Origin of the sequence: Actinospica durhamensis, assembly GCF_018139695.1 — a bacterium.
Taxonomy (GTDB): domain Bacteria; phylum Actinomycetota; class Actinomycetes; order Streptomycetales; family Catenulisporaceae; genus Actinospica; species Actinospica durhamensis.
In genome coordinates, this window is sequence record NZ_JAGSOG010000742.1 from 1 (window position 1) to 452 (window position 452).

The following is a 452-nucleotide window of genomic DNA, read 5'->3' on the forward strand; positions in this document are numbered from 1 at the left end:
GCTGCAGGCGCGCGGCGTGCCGGCGGACGCTCCCACGGCCGTGGTGACCAGCGATTTCCACCTGCTGCGCGCGGTGCATATTGCCCGGCGGCAGGGCCTGGCCGCCGTGGTGCCCGTCGGCGCGCCGACGCCGATCACCACGCGCTACAACGCCTGGCTGCGCGAGTATTTCGCGCTGGCCAGCAGCTGGGCGCTGCGCGAGCTGTGACGCAGGCGCACAGGCCGCATCCATCACCAACCCGTTTCTTTTCAGGAGCCTTTCACCATGACCCCCGAACAGCGTCCCTTCAAAGTCCTCGGCATCCAGCAAGTGGCCATCGGCGGCACCGACAAGGCGCGCATGAAGCGGCTGTGGGTGGACATGCTGGGCCTCGCCCAGACGGGCACCTTCCGCAGCGAGCGCGAGAACGTCGACGAGGACATCCTCGCGATGGGGCAGGGCGCCCATGCGG

General features: G+C 69.7%; 2 protein-coding genes. Both read left to right on the top strand.

The features are described from left to right. On the top strand, positions 1 to 208 hold a 208-nt coding region (locus KDL01_RS47215), incomplete at its 5' end, for an ElyC/SanA/YdcF family protein (RefSeq protein WP_212534279.1). Between the two features lie 57 nt (positions 209 to 265). Beyond that, positions 266 to 452, top strand: a 187-nt coding sequence (locus KDL01_RS47220) for a VOC family protein (RefSeq protein WP_212534280.1), incomplete at its 3' end; no start/stop codon positions are given.